Below are 26,307 nucleotides of genomic sequence, written 5' to 3'. Positions count from 1 at the left end.
AGGCTAACCCTCGCCCGTGAATCCGTCGTGCTGCTCGGCCAGGTCGTCGAGCGCGCCGCGGTGAGCGGACGCCGGCAGACCGTCCGGCGCGGTCGTCAGCTCGATGACCCAGTCCACGTCCTCGGCGTCGTCCTCGCCCGCCAGCATGTCCCTGTGCACGGCGCACGGCCCCCAACCGGCCTCCAGCAGCGACGCCGCCAGCTCCTCGGCCTCGTCGCGGTCCGGCAGGATCAGCAACACGGTCGGCGGGATCAGCCCGCGCACCGCCAGCGCCGTCCGCAACGCCGCCGTGTCCGGCACGTGCACACCGTCCAGGCCCGCGGCGGTGGCGGCGGCCGCGTTCTCCGCGTCGTCGTCGCAGAACACGCCCGTCGAGTACCCGAGCTCGTCCAGCACCCTGCGGTAGATCGCGGGATCCGGCTTCGCGAGACCGAGCCGAGCGGAACTGAAGACCGCGTCGACCTCGCCGTCGAGACCGAGCAGCGCGAGATCCGCCTCCAGCCGGGTGGTCGCGTTGGACAGCAACGCCACGAAGCACTGCCGCCGGGCCACCCGCACGAGCGCGAGCGCCTCGGGGATCACCTCGCCGGAAGTGGCCGCGAAGTCAGGGCCGACCGCCTGCCGCCACTGCTCGTCGGAGATCTCCCCGGTGACCGCGCGGCGCAGCAACGACGGCTCGAAGGCGATCGCGGCCAGCTCGTCCGACAGGGGAGGGAAGGACCGCAGCACGCCGTCGAGGTCCAGCAACAGCAGGGGTTTCAGCGTCGGCGTCCGTTCCACTGGCCCCACAGGATCGCCACGGCGGGGACGAGGAGGAAGATCAGCGGGTTCTTCACCAGCGCGAAGAACAGGATCACCACGGCGATGCCCACCACGGGCACGACCGCGCTCTCCCACCGGCGCGCGGGTGCCTTGGCGGGCTCGTTGAACATCGGCGCGGGCGCGACGAACTGCGGCCGCGGATCCGGCAGGTCGTAGAACAGGGCCATCAGCTCGCCGCGGGTCTTCGCGGTGGTGATCTTCGCGGACCGGTCGCCGTACTCGTTGATGTCGATGCGGCCCGCGCTCATGTGCTCACCGAGCACCTGCAACGCCTGCTGACGCTCGGTGTCACCGATGCGGATGTCCCTGCTCGGGTCGCTCACGAACTCAATCGTAGGTGAGCGGCGAGGCCGGTCAGTCCCGCAGCGCGCAGATCACCGTCCGACGCTTCCCGTCGGCCGCCTCGACGCCGCCACGACTGTCAGACCCGCTGAGTAGGTTGGGTCGCGGGGGAGCCACTGCGCGAGGGGACCCCTGCGCGAGCTTGCACGCTCTGTTCTTCGGTTCGCAGAAGGCAGCCCGTTGCCTCGGTGAGCTGCTTCGACCCAGCCGCGGGTGTCAGACCTGCTGAGTAGGTTGGGTCGCGGGGGACCCGGCACTCAGGGGGACCCCTGCGGAAGCCTGGGTGCTCTGGCTTTCAGCGCGCAGAACGCGGCCTGCGGCCAGAACGCGGCCTGCGGCCAGAACGCGGCCTGCGGCCAGAACACAGCCTGCGGCCAGAACACAGCTGCGGCCTTCACCAGCCGCGTCGACCAGCGGCCCTCGACCAAGCAGCCCTTGACCAGCGGCCGCGTCAACCAGCCGCCCCACCCAGCCGCCTCACCCAGCCGCTCCAACACCGCCGCGACTGTCAGACCCCCTGAGTAGGTTGGGTCGCGGGGGACCCACCACCCAAGGGGACCCCCGCGCAAGCCCGCCCGCTCAGTCCTTCAGCTCACAGATCACGGTCCCCTGGGTGATCGGGTCGCCGGGCGCAGCCGCCAGCCCGGTCACCGTGCCGGCCTTGTGCGCCGTCACCGGGTTCTCCATCTTCATGGCCTCCAGCACCACGATCAGGTCACCCGCCTCGACGGTCTGCCCGTCCTCGACGGCCACCTTCACGATCGTGCCCTGCATCGGCGCCGCCACCGCGTCACCCGACACGGCCGCACCGCTGCCACCCGCGCGCTTCGCCTTCGGCTTCTTCACGGCCGTGGCGGCAGGCCGCGAACCGACGGCGAGGTCACCCGGCAGCGACACCTCGAGACGACGCCCGCCGACCTCGACGACGACGGTCTGCCGCGGCGTCTCTTCGTCCGCAGCTTCGGCGGCACCCGCGAACGGCGCGATCTGGTTGTCGAACTCCGTCTCGATCCAGCGCGTGTGGACGGTGAAGCCCTCGGGCTTCTCGGCCGTGAACGCCGCGTCGCGGACGATCACCCGGTGGAACGGCAGCACCGTCGCCATGCCCTCGACGACCATCTCGTCCAGCGCGCGCCGCGCCCTCGCCAGGGCCTCCTCGCGGGTCTCGCCGGTGACGATCAGCTTGGCCAGCAACGAGTCGAACTGCCCGCCGATCACCGAACCCGACTCGACACCGGCGTCGACGCGGACACCGGGGCCGGACGGCGCGACGAACGTCGTCACCGTGCCGGGCGCGGGCAGGAAGCCGCGGCCGGCGTCCTCGCCGTTGATCCGGAACTCGATGGAGTGCGCGCGCGGCGTCGGGTCCTCGGTGAACCGCAGCTTCTCGCCGGCGGCGATGCGGAACTGCTCGCGCACCAGGTCGAGGCCCGTCGTCTCCTCCGACACCGGGTGTTCGACCTGCAGGCGCGTGTTGACCTCCAGGAACGAGATCGAGCCGTCCATCCCGACGAGGTACTCGACGGTGCCGGCGCCGTGGTAGCCCGCCTCCAGGCAGATCGCGCGGGCCGACGAGTGGATCGTGGCGCGCTGCTCGTCGGTCAGGAACGGCGCGGGCGCTTCCTCGACCAGTTTCTGGTGGCGGCGCTGCAGCGAGCAGTCGCGGGTGCCGACGACGATCACGTTGCCGTGGGTGTCGGCGAGGACCTGCGCCTCGACGTGACGCGGCTTGTCCAGGTAGCGCTCGACGAAGCACTCGCCGCGGCCGAACGCCGTGACGGCCTCGCGGACCGCGGAGTCGAACAGTTCGGGGATCTCCTCGAGGGTGCGCGCGACCTTCAGGCCGCGGCCACCGCCGCCGAACGCCGCCTTGATCGCGACCGGCAGGCCGTGCTCGGACGCGAAGGCGATGATCTCGTCCGGTCCGTTGACCGGGTCCTTGGTGCCGGGCACCAGCGGCGCTCCCGCGCGCATCGCGATGTGCCGCGCGGTCACCTTGTCGCCGAGGTCGCGGATCGCCTGCGGGGTCGGGCCGATCCACACCAGACCGGCGTCGATCACGGCCTGCGCGAAGTCGGCGTTCTCGGACAGGAAGCCGTAGCCGGGGTGCACGGAGTCGGCGCCGGACTGAGCGGCGGCCGCCAGCACCTTCTCGAACGACAGGTAGCTCTCACCGGGCGTGTTGCCGCCCAGCGCGAACGCCTCGTCGGCGAGCCGCACGAACGGCGCGTCGCGGTCGGGATCGGCGTAGACGGCGACGCTCGTCAGCCCGGCGTCACGGCAGGCGCGGATGACCCGGACGGCGATCTCACCGCGGTTGGCGATGAGGACCTTGCGCAGCGACACGGCGTCGTACCTCCTGCTGGACCGGCAATTACGGCTCTGGCTGGTGCCGCAGTCTACGGAAATCGACGAACTCCGAGAGGGAGAGACGGCTCACTTCACATCCATCGTGAGGCCGTCGAGCACAATCTGCGATGTGGGTGGAAACAGGTCCGTGCAGGTGGTCGCCGTCGTAGCCGCCGCGATCTTCGTCGCGGGACTCGTGTTCGCCTATTTCCAGCGCCCGAACGGCACCGATTCAGGTCAGTCCGGCATCGACCCGGGAATGCGCTGCGGCACCACCGTCTGCCAGGTCGTCATCGGCAGATCGGTCGGCAAGGACCTCGTCGAGCTGCTCTCCGGGACGGGCGGCGGGCGGATCAGGGTGACCGGTGAGTCGGGCCCGTTCGTCTTCGAGATGACCATCGCCGAGTCCGGCGCGACGGTGAACGGCCAGTCGCTGCTGTGCTCGGAGGCGACCATCAGCGTGTGCCTCGTGCGCGGCGAGCAGAACGGCAAGGTGCTCGGCGAGGTGCTGATCCGCAAGGACGGCACGTGGTCGCGCGCGCAGGCCGCCTATCTGTCCAGTGCCGGGTACCTGGGGCTGCACGACGTCAACGAGGACGGCACGGCGGACGTCGTCTCGGCCCAGCGCGGCTGCGACGGTCAGTGCAACAACTCGTTCGTGCAGGTGTTCTCGGCGCTCGGGCCGATCATCGGCTGCACGACGCCGGCGCCGGCACGGGAGCAGCTCGCTGGCTGGCCCGCACCGGCGCCGAAGTTGTCGCAGTTGCGCCCCTGCGCGAACGGTTAGGCGTTGACGAGGTCCTTCTCGGCGGGAGCCGCGGGCTCCTCGATCAGGTTCTCGCCGCGCGCGACCAGCACCGGCACGGTGATCTGACCGGCCACGTTGGTCGCGGTGCGCATCATGTCGAGGATCGGGTCGATCGCGTAGACCACGGCCACACCGGTCGCGATCACCTGCGGCGGCAGGCCGACGACGCTCAGGGTCAGCGTGAGCATCGTGTACCAGCCGGTCGTCCCGGCCGTCGCCAGCGCGCCGAACACGGCGACGAGCACGATGCCGACGTACTGCCACACCGAGAGCTGGATGCCGAACATGTTCGCGATGAAGATCGTCGCGACGGCCGGGTAGACCGCGGCGCAACCGTCCATCTTGGTCGTCGTGCCCAGCGGCACGGCGAAGTTCGCGTACTCGTTCGGGACGCCGAGGTCGGTGGCGGCCTTGCGGGACAACGGGAGCGTGGCGCCGGACGAACGCGAGACGAACGCGAACTGCAGCGCCGTGCCGGCCTTGCGGAAGAACTCGACCGGCGAGGTCTTGCCGACGAACTTCAGCAGGACCGGGTAGACGACGAACAGCACGAGCGCGGTGCCGAGGTACACGGCCAGGATCAACGAGAACAGCGGCTTCACGAACGAGTTGCCGTAGGAGGCGACGGCGTTGCCGATCAGGCCGAAGATGCCGATCGGGGCCAGCAGGATGATCCAGCCGACGACCTTCTGGACGATCTCGAAGAACGACCTCACCAGGTTCGTGAACGGCGCCGCCTTCTCACCGAGCGCGTAGGCGGCGAAGCCGACCAGCACGGCGATGAACACGACCTGCAGCACGTCGCCCTCGGTGAACGCGCTGAAGATGTTGGTGGGCACCAGGTTGTCGAGCAGCGCCTGCCACGAGCCGGACGCGCGCTTGGCGAGCTTGTCGACGGCACCCGCGGCGGGTTCGATCTGCAGGCCCGCGCCGGGCTTGAGGACCGCGGCGACCGCGATGCCGATCAGCACCGCGACGAACGACGTGATGGCGAACCACAGGAACGTCTTGCCGCCGAGACGCGCGGCGGTGCGGCCGCCGCCGAGGTTCCGCAGCGACGCGATGCCGACGACGATCGCGGTGAACACCAGCGGGATGACGGTCAGCTGGAGCAGCGCGGTGAAGGTGGAGCCGATCTTGGCGAGGACGGGCGCGAGCCACGTGCCCTTGCCGAGCCAGCCGGCGAGCGCGCCGAGGACGAGCGCGCCGAGAACGGTGAGTCCGAAGACCTTGGGCTTGCGGTACGTCTGGACGAACGACACTGGAACATCTCCTGGGCAGGGATGAGCGAAAGGGGGCGTCGGAAGCGTTTAGCTCCGACAGCCCGTGCTCGTCCTGCGTGCCAGGTCGATGTGCCTGCGACGCGTCAAGTACTCGTTCACCGCTGCCCTCAACGTCGGCGTCGAGGGCAGTCTTCCCCGATCAGGTGAACTGTGACCAGCGCTACCAGAGTGTGGACACGGAGACACCCACCTGGCTCAGCAGCCTGCGGGTGAGGGGGAGGCTGATGCCGATCACGGACGTGTGGTCGCCGTCGATGCCGTCGATGAACCAGCCGCCGCGCCCGTCGATCGTGAAGCCGCCGGCGACGTGCAACGGCTCACCCGTCGCGATGTACGCCTCCAGCTCCTCCTCCGACGGCGTGCCGAACCGCACGGTGGTCGACTCGGCGGCCGAGGCCCGGTCGGTCACGACGCCTCCGGAGACCCGCAGCACGGTGTGCCCGGTGATCAGCACGCCGCTCTTGCCCGCCACCCGCTGCCACCGCTCACGCGCGACCTCGGGCGTGCCGGGCTTGCCCACGAGCTCGCCCTCGAACAGCAGCATCGAGTCGCAGCCGACGACCACGCACTCGTCGTCGTGCTCGATCGCCTCGGCCTTGGCCGCGGACAGCGCGACGACGGTCTCCTCCGGCGTCGGGTTCTCGAGCGACTCGACCAACGCGTCCTCGTCGACACCGGAGACCCGGACCACGGGTTCGATGCCCGCGGACCGCAGGACGCTAAGACGGGCGGGTGACTGGGAGGCCAGGATCAGACGCACGGGCCGAGTCTGTCACGCTCGCCGCGGCGACCCGGCGAAAGGCGAACGCGGCGGCGATGCCGACCGCCAGCACCGCCAGCAGCAGGTAGAACGCGGCCCGCACGGCCGCGGTGAAGTCGCCCGTGGCGGCCAGCACGACCTGCAGCACGGCCGCCGTCGCGGCGCTGCCCAGCACGTTCCCGAACTGCCGCGAGGTGTTGTAGATGCCGGACCCGGCGCCGAGCAGCGACCTGTCGAGCGTGCGCGTCGAGATGTTCGTCAGCGGCGAGAACACCAGCCCCATGCCGATGCCCAGGGCGATCATCGACGGCAGCAGCACCCACTGTGCTCCATCATTCTGGGAAGCCGTCCCCAGCAGGAACGTCATCGCGACGATGCCGAGCGCCATCAGGGTGAACCCGGTGATCGGCAGGTACTTGGCGTCGGCCCGGTTCGACAGCCGTCCCGCGAAGATCGCCACGACGCCGGACATCAGCGACGCCGGTGCCGTGACCAGGCCCGTCATCAGCGGGGACAGCTTCGGCACGGTCTGCAGGAACAGCGCCAGCGGCACGAACACCCCGGTCACCGTGATGCCGATGGCGACGTTCGCGACGTTGCCGAGCGAGAAGTTGCGGTTGCGGAAGATCCGCAGCGCCATCAGCGGCTCGGGGTTGCGCGAGGACGCCTGCCACAGCACGAACAGCGCGAGGAACAGCACGCCGGCGGCGATGACCTCGGTGATCGTGACGGGTCCCGCGACCCGGCCCCACTGGTAGTGCTCGCCGTTCTGGATGCCGAAGACCAGCAGGCCGAGGCCGAGGCAGCACAGCACGACGCCGAGCACGTCGAACTTCGGCGCGCGGTCCGGCCGCAGGTCGGGCACCCACAGGAAAAGCAGCACCACCGCGAGGACACCGATCGGGAGGTTCACGAAGAAGATCCACTCCCAGCCCAGGTGCGTGACCAGCACCCCGCCGAGCAACGGCCCGGAGACCGTCGCGAGCCCGGCCACCGACCCCCACATGCCGAGCGCCGCACCCCGCTTGACCGGCGGGAACAGGTGCGTGATGAACGCCATCGTCTGCGGGGTCATGGCCGCGGCACCGAGGCCCTGGAACACCCTCGCGGTGATCAGCGCGTCCGCGCTCGTGGACAGGCCGCAGGCCAGCGACGCGCCGATGAACAGCACGAGCCCGATGCCGTAGAGCCGCTTGGGCCCGTACCGGTCACCCAGCCGCCCGGTGAGCAGCAACGGCACCGCGAACGCGAGCAGGTAGGCGCTGACGACCCAGATGACGTCGTTCAGCGACGCGTTCAGGTCGGTGATCATCGACGGCAGCGCGACGTTGACGATGGTCGTGTCCAGCAGCGTCATGAAGAAGCCGATGCACAGCGCGTACACGGTCCGCCAGTTCGCACGGTCCGTTTGAGTAGTACTGCTGATGCGCGATCACCTCTTCGGTCGGCACTCTCGGAAGAGTGAAGCGCTGGGTGCTTGTCCTCACCGAACGCGGCTCCGATCGCGAAGGCAAGCGCAGACGGATCGCGGCACTGCTCGTCGTGCTCGGCGGCCTCATTGGATCGTGGGGCGTTGGAAGCGTGCTCGCGAGTGACCCGATCGGCTATGGAGTGCCCATTTGGCCGTTCGCCGACACCGCCGATCGGGCGGAGAACGCACTCCTGAGGCAGATCGTGCCCGCCGTGCGCGCCGACCTGCCGCTCGACCACTCCGGCGTGCAGGTGCTGCGGCGCACCCACGCCTACGGCAGCGCGTTCTGGACGCTGAAGATGCAGGTCGACGGCGAGACCCGCTGTCGCGAGGTCGCCGTCGGCCTGAACGTGACCAGCCGTCGCGTCCCCTGCTGACCTGCGGTCAAGCAGGGGGGAAAGCGGAGGCGCGCCAGGCGCCCGGCCCGTGCTGCAACGGCCGGCGAACCCGGCGAGCCGGGTTCGCCCACTCCGAACGCCGCTTCGGCGCGTCCTCGACGGGCGCGGCCGAGGCCAGCCCGGCGACGACCGCGGTCAGCGCGGCGAGCTGGTAGTCGTCCGGCGTGCCCTTGACGACCTTGAGCAGCGGCTTTTCCTGGGGCTTCTCGTCCGGCGCGGTCACAGCGGGATGTTCCCGTGCTTCTTGGGCGGCAGCGTCTCGCGCTTGTCCCGCAGCATCGACAACGCCCGCGCGACGTAGCCGCGGGTGTACGACGGCGGGATCACCGAGTCGACGTAGCCGCGCTCAGCGGCGACGTACGGGTTGCACAGCGTGTCTTCGTACTCCTGCTGCAGCTGCGCGCGCAGGGCGTCGACGTCCTCGCCGTTGGCACCGGCGGCCGCGAGGGTCTTGCGGTGCACGATGTTGGCCGCACCCGACGCGCCCATGACGGCGATCTGCGCGGTGGGCCACGCGAGGTTGATGTCGGCGCCGAGGTGCTTGGACCCCATGACGTCGTACGCGCCGCCGTACGCCTTGCGCGTGATGACGGTGACCAGCGGGACGGTGGCCTCGGCGTAGGCGTAGATCAGCTTGGCGCCGCGCCGGATGATGCCGTTCCACTCCTGGTCGGTGCCGGGCAGGAAGCCGGGCACGTCGACGAACGTCAGCACCGGGATGTTGAACGCGTCGCAGGTGCGCACGAACCGCGCGGCCTTCTCGGAGGCGTTGATGTCGAGGCATCCGGCGAACTGGGTGGGCTGGTTCGCGACGACGCCGACGGAGTGGCCGTCCACGCGGCCGAAGCCGACGATGATGTTCGGCGCGAAGAGCGACTGCACCTCCAGGAAGTCGCCGTCGTCGAGCACGCGGTTGATGACCTCGTGCATGTCGTACGGCTGGTTCGCGGAGTCCGGGATCAGCGTGTCGAGCTCTCGGTCTTCGTCCGTGATCGCGTCGGAGAGCGACCCCTCGGGCAGCGTGCCCTCGAACGTGGGCGAGTCGGAGAGGTTGTTCGACGGCAGGTACGACAGGAGTTCCTTGACGTACGCGATCGCGTCTTCCTCGTCGCCGCCGAGGTAGTGCGCGTTGCCGGACTTCGTGTTGTGCGTGCGACCGCCGCCGAGCTCCTCCATCGTCACGTCTTCGCCGGTGACGGTCTTGATGACGTCCGGGCCGGTGATGAACATGTGCGAGGTCTGGTCGACCATCACCACGAAGTCGGTCAGCGCGGGGGAGTAGACGTGCCCGCCCGCGTTCGAGCCCATGATCAGCGAGATCTGCGGGATCACGCCGGAGGCCTTCACGTTGCGGGAGAAGATCTCGCCGTAGAGGCCGAGCGAGACGACGCCCTCCTGGATGCGCGCGCCACCGCCCTCGTTGATGCCGACGATCGGCCGGCCGGTCTTGATCGCCAGGTCCATGATCTTGACGATCTTCTCGCCGTACACCTCGCCGAGCGAGCCGCCGAAGACGGTGACGTCCTGGGAGAACACGCACACCGGACGGCCGTCGACGGTGCCGTAGCCCGTCACCACGCCGTCGCCGTACGGCCGGTTGCGCTCCTGCCCGAAGTTCGTGGAGCGGTGGCGGGCGAGCTCGTCCAGTTCGACGAACGAACCGGGGTCGAGCAGGAGGTCGATGCGCTCGCGGGCTGTCTTCTTGCCCTTCGCGTGCTGCTTCTCGACCGCGCGTGCCGAGCCGGCGTGAACCGCCTCGTCGTTGCGCCGGTAGAGGTCAACGAGCTTGCCCGCGGTGGTGTGGACGTCCGGGGCGCCTGAAGCGCCGGTGGGGACGTGCCCGATCGGCTCGGTCGCACTGCTCATGGGCTCGCAGCCTAACGAGACCATTGCTGAACTGCCCCGTGCAGTTGTCCAGGTCACGGCAACCTGTCGGCGATCTCCGATCGCACGTACTCTCTTCCGTTCCCATAACCTGGCGCGATGACCACCGCACTCGACGCCGAGGAGCTGCGCTCGCGGCTCGTCGCACCCAACGGCCCCTACGCCGCTCTCGACGTCGTCGAGACCACGGCGTCCACCAACGCGGATCTCGCCGCCTCCGGCGCCGCGGACCGCACCGTGCTGATCGCGCTGGAGCAGAGCGCGGGGCAGGGCAGGCGCGGCCGCAGCTGGTCGTCGCCCGCCGGTGGCCTCTACCTCAGCGTGCTGTTCCGCCCGGCCGGTGTGCCCGCCGAGCGGCTGCCGTGGCTGAACCTGATCGCCGGGCTGGCCCTGGTGCGCGTCACCCAGTCGGTCGGTGTCGAGGCGACGCTGAAGTGGCCGAACGACCTGCTGCTCGGCTCCGGGCCCGGCAAGGGCGCGGGGATCCTGTCCGAGATCACCGCCGACGGCGCGGTCGTGGTCGGCATCGGCCTGAACGTGGCGAAGCTGCCGTCCGGCGTCGAGCCCGCGCCGGGCGGTCTCGCGCCGACGTCGCTGGAGGACCTGGGCGCCGCGGAGCTCGACCGCGGCGAGCTCGCGTTTCGGCTCCTGGTCGAGCTGGCCGGGCTGGAAGGCGTGTGGCGCAAGAACGGCGGCGACGCGGTCGAGTCCGGTGTGCTGGAGGAGTACGAGGAGCACTCGTCGACCGTGGGGCAGAACGTGCGGGTCGAACTCGCGGGTGGTGTCGAGCTTCTCGGGGTGGCGCAGCGCATCGAGGCCGACGGCACGCTCGTCGTGCGCGGCGCCGACGGGGTGGACCACGGCGTGTCCGCTGGTGACGTGGTGCATTTGCGCTCTGCGTAGTTAGGGTTGCTCCATGGCCTATCCCGACGACCTGCTGAGCTCCGGCGAGCACGTCGTGATCCACAAGCACCCCCACTGGAAGATGTTGATCTTCCCGGTGTTCTGGCTGCTGGTGGTGGTCGCGCTCGGCACCTACCTCGGTGGGCTGTTCGGCGACCAGTCCTGGGCCGCGGTCGTGTGGATCGTGCTGGCCGTGGTCGGGGCGGTGCTGGTCCTGTGGCTGACGGTGACGCCGTTCGCGCGCTGGCGCACGACGCACTTCATCCTCACGTCGGACCGCGTGATGTACCGCGAGGGAGTGTTCAAGCGCACAGGCCTCGACATCCCTTTGGCTCGTGTGAACAGCGTCCGCTTCGAGCACAGTTTCATCGACCGCCTGCTCGGCTGCGGCACCCTGATCATCGAGTCGGCCTCGGACGAGCCGCTCGAGTTCGACGACATCCCGTCCGTGGAGAAGGTGCACACGATGTTGTACCGAGAGGTCAACGACAACCCCGACGACGACTTCTACCCCGGGACTGTCAATGGGCGCGCGTGACGTAGGGCTGCCGGACGTCGTCGGCTCCGCATCGCTGCCCTCGCGGGTGACGATCTGGGAGGTCGGCGCCCGCGACGGCCTGCAGAACGAGTCGGTCGTCGTGCCGGTCGCGGTGAAGCTGGAGTTCCTGGACCGCCTGGCCGCGGCGGGACTGTCCGTTCTGGAGGCCACGTCCTTCGTGCACCCCAAGTGGGTGCCGCAACTGGCCGACGCCGCCGAGCTGCTGGCCGGCCTTTCGCCGCGTCCCGGCGTCGTCTACCCGGTGCTGGTGCCGAACGAGCGCGGCCTGGACCGAGCCCTGGAGGCCGGGGTCACGCACATCGCGATCTTCGCCTCGGCCACCGAGACGTTCGCCTCGCGCAACCTCAACCGCACGCTGGACTCGCAGTTCGAGATGTTCGAGCCGACCGTTTCCCGTGCGCTGGCAGCAGGTCTGGACGTGCGCGGGTACGTGTCGATGTGCTTCGGCGACCCGTGGGAGGGCCCGGTAGCCCGGTCCCAGGTCGTGGCGGTCGGTGAACGGCTGCTGGAGATGGGCTGCTCGCAGCTGTCGCTGGGCGACACCATCGGCGTCGCCACTCCCGGCCAGGTCGAGTCGCTGTTGGAAGGCTTCCGGGACGTTTCCCGGCTGGCCGTGCACTTCCACGACACCTACGGGCAGGCGCTGTCCAACACGCTGGCCGCTTTGCGTTGCGGCGTGACGACTGTGGACTCGTCGGCCGGTGGGCTGGGTGGGTGTCCCTACGCCGAGTCGGCTACCGGCAACCTCGCCACCGAGGACCTGGTGTGGATGCTCGACGGGCTTGGAGTGGAGACCGGGGTCGACCTCGACAAGCTGGTGGAGACATCGGTGTGGATGGCTGAGCAGCTGGGGCGGCCCAGTCCCTCGCGGGTGGTGCGAGCTCTGTCGAAGTAGGTGGTCGGGGTGAGGGCGGTGACCTGGCGCTGACTCCTGGGACTCCGCCCCGGACCCCGCCGACCTCAGGTGCGTGCGGTGAACATGCCCGTCGCGATGAACCGGTAGACCAGCTCGTCGCCCCGCTTCGCCCTGCCCTCGAACTCCACCAGGCCCAGGTCCGGCCGCTTCTTCGAGCGTCGTGCGGTGAGCACCTCGGCTTCGAAGGTCAGCTTGTCGCCCGCGTAGACGGGGGCCAGCCACGAGAGTTCGCGGCCGCCCGGCGAGCCTTGCGAGGTGGAGTCGGCCAGGACCTCGTCCACCCAGCGGCGCATCCAGAGCGAGGCCGTGTACCAGCCCGAGGCGGACAAACCGCCGAAAATCGAGTTCTTGCCCGCTTCCTCGTCCAGGTGGAACGGTTGCGGGTCGAACTTCTTGGCGAAGTCCAGCATGTCGTCCCGGTCGACGGTGACCTCGCCAAGCGGGATGATGCGGCCTGCGGGCAGATCCTCGAAGGCGATCATCTCGTTGATTCTACGTAACTGAATCCGCTGGGAACCGATCTAGGGGCGACGGCGTCCTAGAGCCCGAGCCCAGGGCTATGCGTGTGAGGGGGACTCGGTGGACGACCACCGTGCGCAGGTCGAGGAGTTGCTCGCTGACTACCGGCGCAGCCGCGAGCAGCTTGCTTCGGTGCAGCGCGAGCTGGCCGCCGTGTCCGGGCGCGCCTCCAGTCCTGACGGGACGGTCGCGGCGACCGTGGGGTCCGGCGGCAAGCTCGTCGGGCTGGAGCTCTCCGAGTCCGCCTATCGCAGGCATCGGCCGGAGCAGCTGGCCGAGTTGATCGTGCGGACCGTGGCCGCCGCTGCGGCCAGTGCCGCCGAGGACACGTATCAGGCGTTGAGTGCCGTGTTGCCCACCTCCACCGATCCCGCGGCGCTCGTCGCCGGGACGGCTGATCTCAAGCCCGCGGAGTACGCGGTGGACGACACCGAGACCGTCGACCTGGGGCACCAGCCCGTTCGCCGGCGCGTGGACGACGACGAGGACAACGAGCAGCGGGAGAGCTGGCTCGACTCCGAGCTCATCGACAGGAGGGTCCGATGACCGGGTACTCGGCCGACCTCGAGCGGCTGGACGCCGGGGCTCGCGAGCTCAAGGGGTTCGCGGGGCAGGCTAGCGAGATCGCGGGGTCGCTGGACCGGGCGCTGGCCGCGTTCGGTGCCTGCTGGGGTGACGACGCGGTCGGGCGGAGCTTCGCCGCCTCGCACGAGAAGCCGTCCGGGGACGCCACCGGGGCGTTGTCGGGACTCGCGGCGACGTTGGGGGACGTGAGCGACAAGCTCGCCGCGACGGCCTCCACGTACCGGCACGTCGAGGAGCAGAACGCCTCCGGGATGAGAAGGTTGGACGGCTGACATGGGCATCGAGCTTCCCGCCGAACTCACCGCCATCGCGGCCAAGGCCGGTGTCTCGTGGCCCAAGGCCGACGAGGACGCCATGCGTTCCAGTGCCACCGCGTGGCGCGAGGCGGGCGACAAGATCAAGAGCCTCAGCACCTCGTCCGACGGTGCCGCGAACCGCGCGATGGGCGGCATGTCCGGTGGCACCGCGGACGCCGCGCGCGGTCGCTGGGCCAAGGTCGTGGCGCCCGACGGCGACTTCCACCGCGCCGCCCGCGGCTGCCACGCCGCCGCCGACCGGCTCGACCACGCCGCCAAGCAGGTCGGTGCCGCGAAGGTCGAGATCGTCCGCGAGCTCGTGGCTCTGGCCAAGAACAACGACGCCGCGACGGCCTCGGCCAGCGCCGGCAACCCCGCCGCGCTGCTCGGCCTCGACACGCTGACGAAGGGTGCCGCGGCCAACGTCGCGAACCTGCAGAACACGCTGACCTCCGCGATCCGCCTGGACAGCGGCGTCGACATGAGCCAGGGCACGCATCCCGTCAACACCGCGCCCGGCGCCCACGGCCCCGGTGGCCTGCTGTCGCCCGTGACGGACATCGTCGGCGGCGTGGTGGCCCCGGTCGCCGGTGTGGTCGCCCCCGTCGTCGAGCCCGTCGCCGCCGTGGTCGCCCCCGTGACCGAAGCGGTGGCGCCGGTCGTCGGCGCCGTGACCGCGCCGGTCGCGCCCGTCGTCGGTGCCGTGACGGCTCCTCTCGCCCCTGTCGTCGGTGCCGTGACCGAGGTCGCCGCGCCGGTCGTCGACGCCGCCGCTCCCGTGACCGCCCCGGTCGCCGCCGTCGTGCAGCCGGTGGTGGACGCGGTGCCCGGTGGCCGCGACGCCGTCGGCCCGGTGTTCGACGGCCGGGGTGACGGCGACGGTCAGGGCCGCGGTGACGGTCAGGGCCATGGTGATGGCCAAGGCCGTGGCGAAGGCTCCGGCCGGGGCGAGGGCAAGGGCCCGCTCCCCGGACTGGTGGCCGACACGGGCCACGCGGTCGGCCAGGCGGTGGGCCACGTGGTCGCGCCCGTCGCGCAGCCGGTGGCCGACGCGATCCCGAGCGTCGCGGGCACTCTCGGCCCCGTCGCCGAAGGCACCACGAAGGCTTCCGCCGCCGTGCTCGACCCGTCCCTGGTCCGGGGTGGCGATCTGCCCGCTCAGGCTCCGGCCGCACCTCAGGCCGCGGCCCCCGCTGCTCCGGCCGCACCCGCCGCCGCCCCGGCGATGGGCGCGGCTCCGGCCGCCGGCCCGATCGGTGGTGCCGTGGGCGGTGCTGTGGGCGGTGTTCCCGCGGCGGCGTCCCAGGTCGGTGCCGCCGTGGGCCAGCAGGTCGCCGGCCAGCACGGCCAGCCGGGACAGGCGGCTCAGTCCGCTCAGTCCGCTCAGTCCGCTCAGCAGGGCCAGCAGGCCGCCAAGACCGCCGCGGAAGCGAAGGCCACCGAGCTCAAGTCCGGTGAGGCGAAGGCCGGCGAGCTCAAGCCGGGCGAGGCCAAGGCGGGTGCGCAGGCAGCCGCGGCCAAGACCGGTTTCCCCGGTGCGGCACCGGGTCAGGTGCCGGGCAGCCAGCCCACCCAGTTCGGCGGCCAGGCCGGCACCCAGGCGAGCCAGGGGCCGGGCCACACCCAGTCCGGCACGCAGGTCTCCGCCCAGTCGCAGAGCGCGCCGTCGGTGGCGGCCAAGGACGCCGCCGCCAAGGACCTGTCGAAGGACGCCGCGGACGCGCTGCTGGACGGCGACGTCGCGACCGTGGAGGAACGCGGCGAGCGCCAGGTCGGCGACACCATCGCCAGCCCGGCCGCGCCCGGCGCCGACGTCGACCTCGGGGCCCGCCCGACCGGCGGCACCACCACCTCGGGCCCGCTCGCGGCGGTGGACCTCGGCGGCTCGCACGCGCTGAGCGACCGCCTCGAGAACCGGAACGACCTGGCGCTGGCGAACCCCGGCCTCGCCGGCGAGATCGTTCGCCACACCTACACGGCGGCCGCCGCCGGCAGCTGGTTCATGGCCATCTTCCTGAGCGCCGGACGGGCCCCGTCCCTCGCCCCGAAGCCGGCCCGCCAGCTCCCGCCGCCCCCGCAGGCCGAGGAGCAGGTCGTCCCGAGGTTCGCCCCGGACGACCACCCGCAGCCGATCGACACGTCCTCCGCCCAGCCGGTCCAGCCCGGCGCCGGACTCGGCAGGGACCACCCGGTCGTGCAGGAGCTCCTGGCCGGGCACGACCCGCTCGCGGGCATGCACGAACGCGACTGGGAAAGCCTGTTCCAGCACGAGGACGGCACCACGCGCTGGCCGGCGGAACGCGAGGGTGGCTACGAGGACAGCCTTCCCGAGGTCCTCCAGGCAGGCGCGGAGCTCGACAGGTTCGGCACGCCGGAGGGCCGCGTCCTGAGCGCGGCGGGCACCCCGTTCGCGCAGCGGTCCCTGCCGCCCCAGGCGGCGGACGAGGGCTACCGCAGGTACCGCGTCCTCAGGGACCTGCCCGTCCACCGCACGATCAGCGCGCCCTGGTTCGGCCAGCCCGGCGGCGGCAGCCGGTACCGCACCACCCACCCCGTCGCGGACCTCGTCGCGCTCGGCTACCTCACGGAGATCACCGCATGAACGTCGAGTCGCTGCCCGAGTGGCTGACCAGGATCGGCGTGCCCGACGACGTCGTCAGCATCGGTGAGGAGGCGGACCAGCGCTGGTGCCTGCTCACCGACGACGACGGCAAGGGTCACGAGGTGTTCTGGCAGGAGCAGGGCAACCGCTACGACTGGGCCCGGTTCGACGACGAGAGCGTGGCGTGCCACTACCTCTTCGGCCGGCTCGCCTGGGCCCAGGTCGCGCGCGGAAGCCTTACCGTGCCAACAGCGTGAGCGCGGCCTCGTGCAGGTGGCCGTTCGACGTCAGCACGCTGCCGCCGTCGTAGCGCTCCTCGCCGTCCAGCGAGGTGAAACGGCCACCCGCCTCGGTCACCAGCACCTGGAACGGGGCGATGTCCCACGGGTTCGCCACGCACTCCGGCGCCAGGTCGATGGCGCCCTCGGCGACCAGGCAATGCTGGTAGAAGTCGCCGAACGCACGGCTCTCCCAAGTCGCGTCCACCAGGCGCAGGTAAGCCTCGCGGGAGTGGTACTTGACCCACGACTTGATGTCGGTCGTCGACACGTAGGCGTCCTCTAGAGAGCGCACGCCGGACACGGAGATCGCGCGCTCGCCGGAGGCGTCCGACGCGAACGCGCCACCACCCGCGGCCGCCCACCAGCGGCGGCTCATGGCTGGCGCGGACACGACGCCCACGACCGGCACGCCGTCCTCGACCAGGGCGATCAAGGTCGCCCAAACGGGTACACCGCGCAGGAAGTTCTTGGTGCCGTCGATCGGGTCGAGCACCCAGACGCGGGACGCGTCCAGCGTGCCGCCGCGTTCCTCGCCCATGACGACGTCGTCGGGGCGCTCGGAAGCCAGCACGCCGCGGACCGCGTCCTCGACGGCGACGTCGGCGTCGGTGACGGGCGTGCGGTCCGGCTTGCGCTCCACGGCGAGGTCGTGCGCGCGGAACCTGGTCGCGGTGATCGCGTCGGCGGCGTCGGCGAGGCGGAGGGCGAGTTCGAGATCAGCATCGTGGCGTGACACGCGGCGATCGTTCCACGAATACGCTGGGGCCGTGAGCGTGGTGTTGCTGGCCGAGGACGACCCGGCCATCGCGGATCCTCTCTCCCGCGCTTTGACGCGGGAGGGTTATTCGGTGCAGGTCGTCGGTGACGGGCCCAGTGCGTTCGACGCCGCCCTCGCCGGGGGCATCGACCTCCTGGTGCTGGACCTCGGCCTGCCGGGCATGGACGGGCTGGAGGTGTGCCGGCGGCTGCGCCAGAGCGGCAGGGGCGTGCCCGTGCTGATGCTCACGGCCCGTGCGGACGAGGTCGACTTCGTGGTCGGGCTCGACGCGGGCGCGGACGACTACGTCGCCAAGCCGTTCCGCCTGGCCGAGCTGATGGCCCGCATCCGGGCGCTGCTGCGCCGCCGCGCCCCGGGGACGCTGGAGGTCAACGGCGTGCGCGTCGACCTGGCCGCCCGCCGCGTCACCGTCGACGGCGGCGAGATCCAGCTCGCGAACAAGGAGTTCGAGCTGCTCAAGGTGCTGATCCAGCGCGCGGGCCAGGTCGTGAGCCGCGACGAGATCCTGTCCGAGGTCTGGAACGACCCGGACCTCAAGGGCAGCAAGACGCTCGACATGCACATGTCGTGGCTGCGCAGGAAGCTCAGCGACGGCACGCCGAACTCCGCGGAGAAGCGCATCGCGACCGTGCGCGGCCGCGGCTTCCGCTTCAACGCCGACTAGTGCGCCGCCGGATCCTGCGGGCGATCCTGCTCGCCGTCGCCGTCACCGGGATCGTGCTGGGCCTCCCGCTCGGCTACACCGCGCTGCAGCTCGTCGAGGACACCGCCCGCGCCGACCTGAGCGAGAGCGCTCAGCGGATCGCGACCACGCTCGACGACCAGCTCGCCAAGCAGCAGAGCCTCGACATCGACGCCGTCCGGATCGCCATCCCGACCGACGGCCGTCTCACCGTCGTGTCCGCGGGCTCGACCAAGGTCACGGGTCCCTCTCCGGGCGACGACCCGCTGACCGTCGAACTGCCGATCGCCCAGCAGGGCACCGTCCGCCTGGAGATCCCCTCCGGCCCCATGCACACCTCGCAGGCCCAGGTGGCAGGCCTGGTGCTGCTCCTGCTGGCGCTCTCCGTCGGCACCGGCACCGTCGTCGCCCTGGTGACGGCGCAAACGCTTGCCCGCCCGCTGGGCCACGTGGCGGCCCGCGCGTCGCGGCTCGGCGCCGGCGACTTCCGCGCCGACGAGCAGCGCTACAACATCCAGGAGCTCGACGCGGTCTCCGAGGCCCTCGACACCTCCGCGACGGCCCTGGCCCGCCTGGTCCAGCGCGAACGCGAGCTGGTCGGCGACGTCTCCCACCAGCTCCGCAGCCGCCTCACGGCACTCCAGCTGCGCCTGGAAGCACTCGCTGAGCACCCCGAACCCGAGACGGCCGCCGAGGCCCGCGCGGCCCTGGAGCAGGCCGAACGCCTCGCCGCCGTGCTGGACGAACTCCTCGCCGCGGCCCGCGCGGCCCGGGCGGTCGGCGCCGAACCGCTGGAACTGCGGCCCGCGCTCAACCTGATCGCCGACGAGTGGCGCGAGCAGGTCAAGGGCCAGGGCCGGGCGCTGCGCGTCCGCGTCCCGGACGGCCTGCTGGCCCGTGCCACCCCCGCCCGCCTCCGCGAGGCCATCGGGGTGCTGCTGGACAACGCCCTGCGCCACGGCGAAGGGTCGGTCGTGGTCTCCGCACGCAGCGAGGAGGGCACCGTCGTCGTAGAGGTCAGCGACGGCGGAGCGGGCGTGCCGGACGAACTCGCGGCGCACATCTTCGAGCGCGGCGTCTCCGGCGGCGGCTCGACCGGTGTGGGCCTGGCGCTCGCACGCGCGCTGGTCGACGCGGACGGCGGCCGGTTGGAGCTGTCCACGGCGAGGCCGGCGACGTTCGCCGTGTTCCTGCCGGTGCCGAAGGCACAGGACGTGGTGGGGATCTCCTGGAAGAAGCCGAGCACACCACGTTAGGAGTGGCCGAGCTCCTTCTCCTCCTCGATCGGCCGGGCGTTGCGGACGTTCTCCTCGGGGAAGACCCAGTTCTTGTAGCCGTACCAGCGGAACGCCATCGCGATGAGCGTGCCGACGATCTGCGCGCTCAGGAAGTCCGAGATCTCCTCGGTGAGCCGCGACACGTGCGGCTCCTGCAGGTGGAACGCGTACCGCGCGATGTACAGCGGGGCCGAGTTCAGCACGATGCCGATGCCGTTGACCAGGAAGAACAACGCGGCCTCGTGGTGCCGCTCGCGGCCGCCGCGCGTGCGGAACGACCACTCGCGGTTGAGGACGTACGACACGATCGTGGCGACCAGGGTCGCGATGATCTTCGCCGTCACCGGGTTGTTCGGCAGGACCACGGTCTTGATCCCGAAGAACAGGACCGTGTCGATCACGAAGCAGGTGCCCCCTACCAGGGCGAACTTGACCAGTTCACGATGCTTCAGCGCGATCGACCGGATCGGCTCCGGAAACCGGGAGACCACTGTTTCGGCTAGAGACACGGGACGAGTCTACGGAGATCGGGTGAACGCGCCGGTCCGGCCGAGCGCCCGCGTCGGGGAAGACCCAGCGGCGCATCGCCCAGAACTTGAAGCCGGTGGCGAGCAGCATGCCGAGGATCGAGCCCGAGACGAAGTCCGCGATCTCCTCGGTCATGACGGAGACGAACGGGGCCTGCAGGCCGAACAGGTGCCGCGACAGCCACAGCGGCGCGATGTTGATCCCGACGCCGATGCCGCTCACCAGGAAGAACAGGGCGGCCTCGTGGTGGCGTTCGCGGCCGCCGCGGGTGTGGAACGACCACTCGCGCGACAGCACGTACGAGGCGATGATCGCCACCAGCACGCCGATGACCTTCGCCGTGACGACCTTGTCGGTCAGCACGGTGAGCTTGAGCGCGTACCAGACGCCGTTGTCGATGAGGAACGTCGTGCCGCCTACCAGCGCGAACCGGATCAGCTCGCGGTGCTTGTGCATCAGGAACTGGACCGGTTCCGGCAGCCGGCTCATGGCGCGGCGAACGACTGGCAGCACCGCGCCAGCTTACGGATCTAGATCACGACGCCTGCCTCCGGGTGTTACCAACCGCGACGCAGAGGTGCATGACCTGCACGTTCAGTGACGATGAAAGATCAACTTCTGATCAACTCCGCGGTGGTTCGCAGGAGGGCTGTCCGAACAGACCTCCGATCAGGCCCGGGAGCAGGCCGCGCGGCGGCTCGCACGGCTCTTCCGTCCTCGGTGGTGGCGTGGTCGTCGGCGGCTCCGACGGGGGCAGCGACGGGGGCGGGGTCGTCGACGGCGGGGCCTCCGGTTCCGAGGGTTCCGCCGGCTGGGTCGGCACGGTCGTCTTCGCCGGCTCGGTGGGCGGGGTCGGCTTCGTGGGATCGGCCGGCCGCGTCGGCTTCGTGGGCTCGGTGGTCGTGGTCGTCGGCGGCACCGTCGTGGTGGACGTCGGCGGGTTCGGCGGCACCTCGCCCGGCGGGTGCTCCGGCCAGCCCTTCATCGACACGGTCGCGGACTTCGTAGCGTTGCCCAGCGCGGCCGTCACGGTGATCTCCCCGCCGCGGCGTCCGAACGCCCAGAAGGACATCCGGAACCTGTCGCCCTTGTCCAGGTCCGCGAGGCAGCGGATCGACCTCTCGTCCACCTGCGTGCACTGCCGGTACGGCGCGAAGATCACGAGGTCCTTCGTCGACGAGATGTCGAGCTTCAGCGTGCCCGCGCGCGGGCCCTTGTTGCGCACCTCGACGTCCGCGCGCGGGTGGTGCCACCACCAGTGATCCCACGTCTTCACGAAGAGGTCGATGTCGTCGTTCACCGGCGGCACGTTGACCTCGACGCTGATGTCGACCGAGACCGACGTGCCCGCGCTGATGACACCGGTGATCGTGCCGGGCACGGCCGTGTCGGTCGCCCGCAGCAGGAAGTGGAACGTCGCCTGCCCGCCCGGCGCGATGCCCTGCGGCGTCACGCACGTGATCGTGCCGGTGCCGGCGGGGCAGTTCACGGTCTGGTCGGCCGCGCCGTCCGGCTGCAGCAGGCGCGCGGCGCCGAAGCCCGCCGGCCCGCCCGTCGACACGACGCCCGGCGGCAGGTTCAGCACCATGCTCGCGGGCGGTGCCGCCGTGCCACCGGTGTTCCGGACGGTGATCGGGAAGTCCTTGGGCTCCTCGCCCGGCGTCAGCGAGTACCCGCTCGGCGTGGTCGGCGTGAGCGACGGCGGCGTGGGCGCGGGCGGTTCCGGGGCGGGCGGCTCCGGCTCAGGTGCTGGTGCCGGTGGAGCGGGCGGGGCCTCCGAGGGCGGCGGTTCCGTCGTGGGCGGCGGCGGTTCCTCGGTGGGGCTGGGTGCGGGCGGAACCGGCGGTGCGGGAGGCCTCGGCGTCTGGACCTGCGTCTGCGCGGGCGGGGGCTGGACGGCCTGCACCACCGGCGCCTGCTGCTCGCCGCCACCGGCGGCCAGCGCGATCACCACGGCCGCGGCCACGGCGGCGGCGGAACCACCGACCGTGACGAGCTGGCGGGGGATCGCGGCACCGACGGCGCCCGCGCCACCCGCGGCCGCTCCGGCGCCGACGACGGCCGTCGTCGTGCCGGCGGCCACCAGGTACGTCGCGGCACCGACGCCCAGCACCAGCGGGGCGACGAAGATCCGCAGCGCGCCGTTGACGTCCGCGAGCTCGGCGGCCAGCGCCCGGCACCGGCCGCACTCGTCGAGGTGCGCCTCGACCTGGGCCGCCTCGCGCTTGGACAGACCGGCGCGGGTCCAGGCGCCGAGCCGGTCGACGGTCGCCTTGCAGCGCTCCGCCTCCGTGTCGGCCAGGTGCATCTGCAGGTACTGCTGCTTGAGGCCCTCGCGGGCGCGGTAGGCGAGCGCGGACACGCCGTTGGCCGTCAGCCCGAGCAACGGGGCGACCTCGGCGGGCGACTGGCCCTCGATCTCGGTGTGCCAGAGCACCATCTGCCAGCGCTCGGGCAGGGCGGCGAACGCGCGGGCCGCCAGCGACCGCTCCAGCCCGGCCACCGCGGTGTCGCTGAACTGCACGGCCGGCGCGACGTCGGTCATGTCCTCGGTGAGGTCGACCTTCTTGTCGCGGCGCGTCTTGTCGTACGCGGTGTGGCGCAGCGCCGTCAGCAGGTAGGCGCGGAACGCCGAGTCGGGGCCGCGGCCGCCGCGCAGCGTGTCCAGCACCTTCGCGAACGCCTCGGAGACGAGGTCGTCGGCTTCCGCGGGGGAGCGGGCCAACTGGCGGGCGAGGTTGTAGGCCGCCGAGACGTGGCGTTCGTACAACTGGCCGTAGGCGTCGATGGTCCCGCCGCGCACGGACTCGATGAGTTCCGCGTCGCTCGGTCCCTGAACATCTGCAGGAACGATCGCCACAGTCTTTGTTCCCCTCCCACGCGGCGCCCAGTGTGACTTACGGCGGCTGGCGCAGTCATCTCAATCCCCCGCGCGGGTTGCGTCACGAACGAGCGACGGCTGCGTCTCCCACCTGGAATCGGGCGAACTGAAGGGAGACCGGGTGGGTGTCGCACATGCGGAGCGCCTGCTGAAGTCGAGGTGGCGGACCGCCACCATGGCCGCCGGCTGGGCGTTCCCCGCAGACTGGCCGCTCGCCGAGGTCGACGACGTGTGCGCGGCGATGCTGGAGGAAGCCGACCCCGGCGACGCGCTGGTCAGGCTGGGCCGAGCACGGGCCGAGGCCGGAGCGGGCCTGAGCGAGACGCTGCTGGACCTGGCCGCGCTGCACGCCGTGCTGACGGACGGTTCGCACGTCGTGTCGCCGGACATCGACGCGCTCCCGTCGCGGATGGTGCGCCTGACGGCGCTGGGGTGGGCGGACGTGGTGACCAAGCAGGCCGGCGACTGCGCGGCCGAGGACCCGTTGACCGGGCTGGCGACCGCCGCCTACCTGAGGACACGGCTGGGTGAGGTGTACCGGGAGACACCGGTCGCGTCCCTCGACTACGCCCTCGTCCTGCTGCGGCTCGACGTGCACCGCGCATCGGGCTGGTCCCGCGTCGTCGCGATGACACTCGTGTCGGACGCGTTGCGCACCGTCTTCGACGGCGGCGAGACGCTGGCGACCCTCGGCCCGTGCGTGGCCGCGGTGCTGGTCCGTCGTGACGGACTTCTTGCCCGAAGGGTCTCCAACCTCAGGGTCCTGGCTGCCGACAGGCTCGCCGACGACCCCAACGTCCGGCCGGTCGGCCCCGCCAAGGTCTGGGTCGAACAGCTGCCGGACACGCACGCCGAGGCGCGTGCGCTCCTCACCTCGCTCGGGCGCTGACCCCCCTGTCCCGCGCCCGGCGGCCCTCCCCGCGTCCCCACCGCGGTCGCTTCACAACACCCGCAGAAGTGTTCTATTGTGCTAGTTGACTAGAACAATCTGGGGAGCGTGCGTGGTCGAGTTCCACGTTGACCGCGGCAGCGGATTTCCCGCGTACCTGCAGCTGGGACAGCAGGTCAGGGAGGCCATGAGGCTCGGCTGGTTGCAGCCGGGTGATCGGCTGCCGACGGTGCGCGACGTCGTCGCCACCAGCGGGGTGAACGCGAACACCGTGCTCAAGGCCTATCGCGAGCTGGAGCTCGCGGGCCTCGTCGAAGCCCGTCAGGGCTCCGGCACCTTCGTCAAGGCCTCCTTGGGGTCCGCCGCCCCCGAGGACCTGGACCCGTTGCGCGCCGATCTCGCCGCATGGGTCGCGAAGGCGCGCTCCGCCGGGTTGGAGGACGAGGACATCAACGCGCTGATGCGCGAGGTGCTGAGTGGGGGAGCGCAATGAGCGTGGTCGCGGCCGATGTGTCGAAGTGGGCGTTGCGGAACGTCTCCTTCGAGCTGCCGCCGGGCAGTGTGACGGCCGTGGTCGGGGCCAACGGCTCCGGCAAGTCGACGTTGCTCAACGTGCTGGCCGGGCACCTGCCGCCGGACTGGGGTCACTCGTCGATCGCGGGCCGGGTGGCGTACGTGCCGCAGCACAAGCCGATGTACAAGTCGTTCAAGGTCGCGGACGTGCTGCAGTTCGGCCGCCGCATGAACGACGTCTGGGACGAGGAACGCGCCGACGGGTGGCTCACCCGGTTCAAGGTGCCGCGCAGGCTCCAGATCGGTGACCTGTCCGGCGGCCAGCGCACGCACGTGACGCTCGCACTGGCGTTGGGCGCCCGCCCGGACGTCCTGCTGCTGGACGAGCCACTGGCCGAACTGGACCCTTTGGCGCGCCAGAAGGTCATGCGGGAGTTGCTGACCGAGGTCAACGACAACGGCATGACGCTGATCTTCTCCACGCACGTCGTGGCGGAGATCGGGGGCGTCGCCGACCGGCTGCTGCTGCTCTCGAACGGCCGCCTGCTGGTGAACGGCGACACGGACGAGCTGCTGGAGGAGCACGTCCTCTACACCGGTCCGCACGCCTCGAAACCACCCGTGGAGGGACCCGTGGTGCTCGCGAAGCACGGCAGATCGCAATCGTCGTACCTGGTGCGTTCCGGCGGCGCGCGGATCGACGAGCCGTGGACAGCGCGGTACGTGACGCTGGAGGAGCTGGTCGTGGCGCACCTGGAGCGTGCGGCGTGAACGCGGGTTCGATCATCTGGCTGACCTGGCGTCAGCACCGCTGGCCCATCCTCGGCGTCACCGCCGTCGCCCTGCTCGCCGTGTACGGCCTCGTCTCGACGGAGTTCGAGGGCGGACCGGCCACGATGCCGATCGTCGGCTTCTACGCCCTCATGGTGCAGATCGGGTTCGGCGGTGTGGTCGGCATGTTCTGGGGTGCACCGCTCATCGCCCGTGAGCTGGAGGAACGCACCTACTTCGTGGCCTGGGGCCAGGACGTCACGCCCGTGGAGTGGTTGCGCGGCAAGTTGCTCGTGCTCGGCGTCCTGGCCGTCCTGCTGGGCGCGCTCGTCGGAACCGGAGACGGTTACGTCGGCACGCGCAGATCGTGGTCCTCGTTCGAGGCCACCCCGCTCGTGCAGGCCGGTTACGCCGTCCTCGGGCTGGCTATCGGCGTGCTCGTCGGCCTGCTGACCAGGCACGTGATGACGGCTATCGCGGGCACCCTGGTGTTCTTCATGCTCGTGCGCGTCCTCATGTCCGTGATGGCGCGCGACTACTACTTGCCGCCGGCACGCGCGATCGTGCGCTGGGAGAACACCCCGGTCGTGCCGGAACGCGGACTCGAACTCGGCAGCGGCTTCATCGGCCCCGACCTCGAACCGGTGCCCGTGCTGGACAAGTGCGTGGACGCGATCAACACGAACACCTGCATGCGCAACGAAAGAGCCGCCATCGGCACGTACGTCGAATATCAGCCGATCGAGCGGGTCACGACGTTCCAGATCATCGAGTTCTTCGTGTGTGCGCTGCTGGCCTCGGGGCTGTTCCTGCTCGTGTTCCGGTTGATGCGGCACGGTGGCGGGTGGAAGCCCTCCCGCTCACACCGCCGCATCGGGGAGCAGTCGCTGGTCGCCGTTTCCGGGCCGGCCGTGGTCCTGGCCGGAGCGGCGGCCGAGTCCGCCCCCGCGCCCGCGTTCGATCCGGGGGCCGAGCCCGGGCCTGCGTTCGATCCGGAGGCGGAGCCCGGGCCTGCGTTCGATCCGGAGGCGGAGCCCGGGCCTGCGTTCGACCCGGGGGTGGAGCCGGAGCCCGCCGAGGCCTCGGAGCCGAAGTCCGCTTCGGGCGAGGACAGCGCGGAGAGCACGCCGGATTCCTCCGCCCCCAAGGCCGGGGGCTAGCGCGGGCACGAGCTGGGCGTGGTGGTGAGTGTCGCTGTAGCCGCAGGTAG

29 protein-coding genes are annotated in these 26,307 nt (G+C 71.0%); 15 read left to right on the top strand and 14 right to left on the bottom strand.

All coding sequences use genetic code 11. The features are described from left to right. Window positions 1-3: 3 nt before the first annotated feature. The 4 genes from ORI60_RS20090 to ORI60_RS20075 form a co-directional block, all read right to left on the bottom strand. Complete coding sequence (locus tag ORI60_RS20090) at window positions 4-780, bottom strand: HAD family hydrolase (protein ID WP_266039173.1); 777 nt, start codon at window positions 778-780, stop codon at window positions 4-6. Beyond that, the gene (locus ORI60_RS20085; RefSeq protein ID WP_266039170.1) at window positions 759-1,145 is read right to left on the bottom strand and encodes a DUF1707 SHOCT-like domain-containing protein; all 387 of its coding nucleotides are present in this window, start codon (window positions 1,143-1,145) and stop codon (window positions 759-761) included. Before ORI60_RS20085 ends, ORI60_RS20090 begins: the two co-directional genes overlap by 22 nt. A gap of 276 nt (window positions 1,146-1,421) precedes the next feature. Beyond that, the gene (locus tag ORI60_RS20080) at window positions 1,422-1,661 is read right to left on the bottom strand and encodes a hypothetical protein (RefSeq protein ID WP_266039169.1); all 240 of its coding nucleotides are present in this window, start codon (window positions 1,659-1,661) and stop codon (window positions 1,422-1,424) included. A gap of 82 nt (window positions 1,662-1,743) precedes the next feature. After that, window positions 1,744-3,510, bottom strand: coding sequence for an acetyl/propionyl/methylcrotonyl-CoA carboxylase subunit alpha (locus ORI60_RS20075; RefSeq protein ID WP_266039168.1), 1,767 nt, complete (start codon window positions 3,508-3,510; stop codon window positions 1,744-1,746). A gap of 133 nt (window positions 3,511-3,643) precedes the next feature. On the opposite strand from ORI60_RS20075, the gene ORI60_RS20070 reads away from it, so the two are divergent. Continuing rightward, entirely contained in the window at window positions 3,644-4,300 is a 657-nt protein-coding gene (locus ORI60_RS20070) for a hypothetical protein (protein WP_266039167.1), read from the top strand. Here the strand turns inward: ORI60_RS20070 and ORI60_RS20065 are convergent. The 3 genes from ORI60_RS20065 to ORI60_RS20055 form a co-directional block, all read right to left on the bottom strand. After that, window positions 4,297-5,583: a dicarboxylate/amino acid:cation symporter gene (locus tag ORI60_RS20065; protein ID WP_266039165.1), complete on the bottom strand. Its 1,287-nt coding sequence runs from the start codon at window positions 5,581-5,583 to the stop codon at window positions 4,297-4,299. The genes ORI60_RS20070 and ORI60_RS20065 overlap by 4 nt on opposite strands. A 181-nt stretch (window positions 5,584-5,764) precedes the next feature. After that, window positions 5,765-6,364, bottom strand: coding sequence for a Maf family protein (locus tag ORI60_RS20060; RefSeq protein ID WP_266039164.1), 600 nt, complete (start codon window positions 6,362-6,364; stop codon window positions 5,765-5,767). Next, a complete protein-coding gene (locus ORI60_RS20055) occupies window positions 6,324-7,748 on the bottom strand; it encodes an MFS transporter (protein WP_266039162.1) in 1,425 nt (474 codons plus the stop codon). The genes ORI60_RS20060 and ORI60_RS20055 overlap by 41 nt, the downstream gene beginning before the upstream one ends. A 77-nt stretch (window positions 7,749-7,825) precedes the next feature. Here ORI60_RS20055 and ORI60_RS20050 point away from each other — a divergent pair, with 77 nt between their 5' ends. Continuing rightward, window positions 7,826-8,212, top strand: coding sequence for a hypothetical protein (locus tag ORI60_RS20050; RefSeq protein ID WP_266039160.1), 387 nt, complete (start codon window positions 7,826-7,828; stop codon window positions 8,210-8,212). Between the two features lie 7 nt (window positions 8,213-8,219). On the opposite strand, the gene ORI60_RS20045 is transcribed toward ORI60_RS20050, so the two are convergent. Both ORI60_RS20045 and ORI60_RS20040 read right to left on the bottom strand, forming a co-directional pair. Beyond that, window positions 8,220-8,456 carry an acyl-CoA carboxylase subunit epsilon gene (locus ORI60_RS20045; RefSeq protein ID WP_266039158.1) on the bottom strand — a complete coding sequence of 79 codons (237 nt, stop codon included), beginning with the start codon at window positions 8,454-8,456 and terminating at the stop codon, window positions 8,220-8,222. Then, window positions 8,453-10,099, bottom strand: coding sequence for an acyl-CoA carboxylase subunit beta (locus tag ORI60_RS20040; protein WP_266039156.1), 1,647 nt, complete (start codon window positions 10,097-10,099; stop codon window positions 8,453-8,455). The genes ORI60_RS20045 and ORI60_RS20040 overlap by 4 nt, the downstream gene beginning before the upstream one ends. Window positions 10,100-10,216: 117 nt before the next feature. Between ORI60_RS20040 and ORI60_RS20035 the strand changes: the two genes are divergently transcribed. From ORI60_RS20035 to ORI60_RS20025, 3 genes are read left to right on the top strand one after another with little or no spacing between them, the layout of a single operon-like run. Next, entirely contained in the window at window positions 10,217-11,020 is an 804-nt protein-coding gene (locus ORI60_RS20035; RefSeq protein ID WP_266039154.1) for a biotin--[acetyl-CoA-carboxylase] ligase, read from the top strand. Between the two features lie 13 nt (window positions 11,021-11,033). After that, window positions 11,034-11,558 carry a PH domain-containing protein gene (locus tag ORI60_RS20030; RefSeq protein WP_266039152.1) on the top strand — a complete coding sequence of 175 codons (525 nt, stop codon included), beginning with the start codon at window positions 11,034-11,036 and terminating at the stop codon, window positions 11,556-11,558. Beyond that, complete coding sequence (locus ORI60_RS20025; protein ID WP_266039150.1) at window positions 11,545-12,474, top strand: hydroxymethylglutaryl-CoA lyase; 930 nt, start codon at window positions 11,545-11,547, stop codon at window positions 12,472-12,474. The genes ORI60_RS20030 and ORI60_RS20025 overlap by 14 nt, the downstream gene beginning before the upstream one ends. A gap of 65 nt (window positions 12,475-12,539) precedes the next feature. Here ORI60_RS20025 and ORI60_RS20020 read toward each other — a convergent pair whose 3' ends face one another. Next, the gene (locus ORI60_RS20020) at window positions 12,540-12,977 is read right to left on the bottom strand and encodes a MaoC family dehydratase (protein ID WP_266039148.1); all 438 of its coding nucleotides are present in this window, start codon (window positions 12,975-12,977) and stop codon (window positions 12,540-12,542) included. A gap of 97 nt (window positions 12,978-13,074) precedes the next feature. Between ORI60_RS20020 and ORI60_RS20015 the strand changes: the two genes are divergently transcribed. The 4 genes from ORI60_RS20015 to ORI60_RS20000 are packed head-to-tail and all read left to right on the top strand — an operon-like array spanning window position 13,075 to window position 16,754. After that, complete coding sequence (locus ORI60_RS20015; protein WP_266039146.1) at window positions 13,075-13,560, top strand: YbaB/EbfC family nucleoid-associated protein; 486 nt, start codon at window positions 13,075-13,077, stop codon at window positions 13,558-13,560. Continuing rightward, window positions 13,557-13,871 carry a WXG100 family type VII secretion target gene (locus ORI60_RS20010; RefSeq protein ID WP_266039144.1) on the top strand — a complete coding sequence of 105 codons (315 nt, stop codon included), beginning with the start codon at window positions 13,557-13,559 and terminating at the stop codon, window positions 13,869-13,871. Before ORI60_RS20015 ends, ORI60_RS20010 begins: the two co-directional genes overlap by 4 nt. A 1-nt stretch (window position 13,872) precedes the next feature. Continuing rightward, a complete protein-coding gene (locus ORI60_RS20005) occupies window positions 13,873-16,497 on the top strand; it encodes a TNT domain-containing protein (protein ID WP_266039142.1) in 2,625 nt (874 codons plus the stop codon). Then, entirely contained in the window at window positions 16,494-16,754 is a 261-nt protein-coding gene (locus ORI60_RS20000; RefSeq protein WP_090094900.1) for a hypothetical protein, read from the top strand. The genes ORI60_RS20005 and ORI60_RS20000 overlap by 4 nt, the downstream gene beginning before the upstream one ends. Here ORI60_RS20000 and hisN read toward each other — a convergent pair. Next, window positions 16,735-17,514, bottom strand: coding sequence for a histidinol-phosphatase (hisN, locus tag ORI60_RS19995; protein WP_266039139.1), 780 nt, complete (start codon window positions 17,512-17,514; stop codon window positions 16,735-16,737). The two genes, ORI60_RS20000 and hisN, sit on opposite strands and share 20 nt — an antisense overlap. Window positions 17,515-17,545: 31 nt before the next feature. On the opposite strand from hisN, the gene ORI60_RS19990 reads away from it, so the two are divergent. Both ORI60_RS19990 and ORI60_RS19985 read left to right on the top strand, forming a co-directional pair. Beyond that, window positions 17,546-18,220, top strand: a complete 675-nt coding sequence (locus ORI60_RS19990) for a response regulator transcription factor (RefSeq protein ID WP_266039138.1) — start codon at window positions 17,546-17,548, stop codon at window positions 18,218-18,220. Next, window positions 18,220-19,494: an ATP-binding protein gene (locus ORI60_RS19985; protein WP_266039136.1), complete on the top strand. Its 1,275-nt coding sequence runs from the start codon at window positions 18,220-18,222 to the stop codon at window positions 19,492-19,494. Before ORI60_RS19990 ends, ORI60_RS19985 begins: the two co-directional genes overlap by 1 nt. Here the strand turns inward: ORI60_RS19985 and ORI60_RS19980 are convergent. From ORI60_RS19980 to ORI60_RS19970, 3 genes are all read right to left on the bottom strand, one after another. Beyond that, a complete protein-coding gene (locus ORI60_RS19980; RefSeq protein ID WP_266039134.1) occupies window positions 19,491-20,024 on the bottom strand; it encodes a GtrA family protein in 534 nt (177 codons plus the stop codon). The two genes, ORI60_RS19985 and ORI60_RS19980, sit on opposite strands and share 4 nt — an antisense overlap. Further along, complete coding sequence (locus ORI60_RS19975) at window positions 19,954-20,553, bottom strand: GtrA family protein (protein ID WP_416234481.1); 600 nt, start codon at window positions 20,551-20,553, stop codon at window positions 19,954-19,956. The genes ORI60_RS19980 and ORI60_RS19975 overlap by 71 nt, the downstream gene beginning before the upstream one ends. Window positions 20,554-20,665: 112 nt before the next feature. Continuing rightward, complete coding sequence (locus ORI60_RS19970; protein WP_266039132.1) at window positions 20,666-22,903, bottom strand: sigma-70 family RNA polymerase sigma factor; 2,238 nt, start codon at window positions 22,901-22,903, stop codon at window positions 20,666-20,668. Window positions 22,904-23,045: 142 nt separating this feature from the next. Between ORI60_RS19970 and ORI60_RS19965 the strand changes: the two genes are divergently transcribed. From ORI60_RS19965 to ORI60_RS19950, 4 genes are all read left to right on the top strand, one after another. Next, window positions 23,046-23,813: a GGDEF domain-containing protein gene (locus tag ORI60_RS19965; RefSeq protein WP_266039130.1), complete on the top strand. Its 768-nt coding sequence runs from the start codon at window positions 23,046-23,048 to the stop codon at window positions 23,811-23,813. Window positions 23,814-23,925: 112 nt separating this feature from the next. Continuing rightward, complete coding sequence (locus tag ORI60_RS19960; protein WP_266039128.1) at window positions 23,926-24,306, top strand: GntR family transcriptional regulator; 381 nt, start codon at window positions 23,926-23,928, stop codon at window positions 24,304-24,306. Continuing rightward, the gene (locus ORI60_RS19955; RefSeq protein ID WP_266039126.1) at window positions 24,303-25,097 is read left to right on the top strand and encodes an ATP-binding cassette domain-containing protein; all 795 of its coding nucleotides are present in this window, start codon (window positions 24,303-24,305) and stop codon (window positions 25,095-25,097) included. Before ORI60_RS19960 ends, ORI60_RS19955 begins: the two co-directional genes overlap by 4 nt. Further along, the gene (locus ORI60_RS19950; protein ID WP_266039124.1) at window positions 25,094-26,257 is read left to right on the top strand and encodes a hypothetical protein; all 1,164 of its coding nucleotides are present in this window, start codon (window positions 25,094-25,096) and stop codon (window positions 26,255-26,257) included. Before ORI60_RS19955 ends, ORI60_RS19950 begins: the two co-directional genes overlap by 4 nt. Window positions 26,258-26,307 lie beyond the last annotated feature (50 nt).

Source organism: Lentzea sp. NEAU-D7 (assembly GCF_026242055.1).
Taxonomy (GTDB): domain Bacteria; phylum Actinomycetota; class Actinomycetes; order Mycobacteriales; family Pseudonocardiaceae; genus Lentzea.
This window is presented reverse-complemented; position numbering and strand designations above follow the sequence as displayed.